The following is a 2236-nucleotide window of genomic DNA, read 5'->3' on the forward strand; positions in this document are numbered from 1 at the left end:
GTCCCACCTCCGCCAGCAGCGCGACCGCGCCGACGGGCCCCGGCAGCGCGCGCGGCGCCCGGACCGCCAGCAGCGCGACGGCGGGCAGGCCGGCGGCCTCGGCGAGCAGCCGGGCCGGTTGGGCCAGGTCGTCGTAGGCCTGGCGCACCCGCTGGCCGAGGAAGTGCCGCGCCGTCGGGGGCCGGCGCGCCACGAAGAGGTCCGGGGCGCGCACCTCGCGCCCACCGGCGGCCCGCACGGTGCGCAGCATCTGCAGGTTCTCGAACAGCACGTCGCCGTCGTAGCCGCCCATCCGGCAGAACGTGCTGCGCCGCAACCCGAACGTGCCCGGGTAGTCCGCCCCGAGCGCGCGGTTGAGCAGCGTGCGCCCGGTGTCCCAGCGGGCGTGCCACGGCGTGGGGGAGAACACGTTCTGCGGGCGCACCACGTCGGCGCGCTCCAGCAGGCCCGCCACGCGGCGCAGCCCGGCGGCGTCCCAGCGCACGTCGTCGTCGGCGACCACGACGAACTCGTGCCGTGCCGTACGCACCCCGGTGACGACGCCGGCGACCTTGCCGTTGCGCCCCGGCCACGGCTGCGGTGGCAGGTGGCGCACGGCGCCGTCGGGAGTGCCGAACGCGGCGGCGTGCCGGGCGAACTCCGCCGGCGCCGAGCCGTCCACCACGGTGACGTCGGCGCAGCCGGCCAGCGCGTGCAGGTAGCGGGCCATCTCCGCGACGTCCCCGCCCGGTCCCCAGCGCAGCGGCACGACGACCTCCAGCGGCAGGCGGCCCGCTGCGGGTGTGCTCACCGGTCTCACGCCCGCAGCGAGGGGCGTCCCGCCTCCCAGCACCGCAGCTGGTGCGCGCCGGCGACGGCGTCGAGGGCCAGGCACGCGGCGGCGCCGAACAGCACCTCGCCGGTCAGCCCCGGCTGCTGGCGGGCCAGCCCCTGCGCGAGGTCGCGCCCGGCGATCTGCTCGTGCACCGCGTCCGCCTCGACGTGCTCGTCGAAGAACCACGTCGCGTCGGCGTCGAAACCCAGCCGGCGCATCCCGTTGCCGTACAGCTTGTTCGGGATGGAGGACGTCATCTCGAAGACCGCCAGGTGCCCCACGGCGGCGGCGGCCAGGCGCCGGTGCAGCCCGAACATCGACAGCGCGTTCGTCGCCACCAGCGTCGTGGCCGGGACCTCGTCGACGTAGCGGCCGTAGCCGTCGTCCAGGCCGGCCGCCCGCATCGTCCGCGCGAACAGCGCCGCGTGCATCCGGTCGGGCCGCCCGCCGCCGTACTCGTCGGCCTGCACCTCCACGAGCGCGGCCTTCGGCACCCCGGACAGCCGCGGGATGGCCCACGTGTGCGGGTCGGCCTCCTTGAGGTGGTAGATCGAGCGGTGCACGAGGAACTCCCGGAACTGCTCCGGCGTCGCCGACCGGCACAGGAACCGGGAGACGGCCGGCCCGCTGTCGTCGGCCGCCATCGCGAAGAGGGTCTCGGCCACCTCGTCGGGTGCGGCGTCGGGCACCGCGACGAGGGCGCGCAGCGCCGCCTCCACGGCCGCCTCGAGCACCGCCCGTGCGGCGAGCAGGTCGCCGTCCCACTCCCAGTCGTCGCTGACGCCGCGCAGCCCGCGGTAGTGCAGCTCGTACAGCACCGTCAGGGCGATCTGCAGGTCCTCCTCGCGCAGCGGGTCCTGCGCGGTGGCGGCGGTGCGCGCCAGCGGCAGCAGGTCCGCGGCGGGGCGCGTCCCGGTCAGGACCTCGCGCAGCGCGGCGCTGAGGGGACCGCGGGCCGCGGGCAGCGGCATCCGCAGCGCGTCACCGGTGCCCGGCGCGGCCGGGGTCGCCGGTGCAGGGGGAGCGGGCAGGGTGGCGGTCATCGGTTCGTTCTCCTTCTGCGCGGCAGCGCCGGGTGCGTCAGAGTCTGAGCATGGACGAGTTCGGCGCGGCGGCAACCGCAGCGCGCACCCCGGCAGCAGGAGGTCCGGTGGCGGTGACGCCCGTGGGGGAAGCGGACGTGACGACCACCCGGCGGGACGTCGACGAGGAGGTGACCATCGCGGTGTGCCCCGACGGTCCGCTGCTCGTGCGGGGCCCGGCGCTCATCGTGGACGCCGACGGACTGCCCGTGCCGCGCAGGCGCGCCACGGTGGCGCTGTGCCGCTGCGGGCGCACGTCCATCGCCCCGTACTGCGACGGGGCGCACAAGCGCCGCGGCGCCGCGGCCGCGGCGGCGACCTCCTGAGGCCCCGCGGCGGG

At 77.1% G+C, this 2236-nt stretch carries 3 protein-coding genes; 1 reads left to right on the forward strand and 2 read right to left on the reverse strand.

What is annotated here, in order from left to right; genetic code table 11:
* Together ABEB16_RS21360 and ABEB16_RS21365 are read right to left on the reverse strand one after the other, a co-directional pair.
* On the reverse strand, nucleotides 1-790 hold a 790-nt coding region (locus tag ABEB16_RS21360), incomplete at its 3' end, for a glycosyltransferase family 2 protein (protein WP_345714189.1).
* A 5-nt stretch (nucleotides 791-795) separates the two neighbouring features.
* Nucleotides 796-1857 carry an iron-containing redox enzyme family protein gene (locus ABEB16_RS21365; protein WP_345714190.1) on the reverse strand — a complete coding sequence of 354 codons (1062 nt, stop codon included), beginning with the start codon at nucleotides 1855-1857 and terminating at the stop codon, nucleotides 796-798.
* A gap of 50 nt (nucleotides 1858-1907) precedes the next feature.
* Here ABEB16_RS21365 and ABEB16_RS21370 point away from each other — a divergent pair, with 50 nt between their 5' ends.
* Nucleotides 1908-2222: a CDGSH iron-sulfur domain-containing protein gene (locus tag ABEB16_RS21370; protein ID WP_425560287.1), complete on the forward strand. Its 315-nt coding sequence runs from the start codon at nucleotides 1908-1910 to the stop codon at nucleotides 2220-2222.
* The last annotated feature ends 14 nt before the right edge of the window (nucleotides 2223-2236 follow it).

It is taken from the genome of Kineococcus glutinatus (genome assembly GCF_039542765.1).
Lineage (GTDB): Bacteria > Actinomycetota > Actinomycetes > Actinomycetales > Kineococcaceae > Kineococcus_A > Kineococcus_A glutinatus.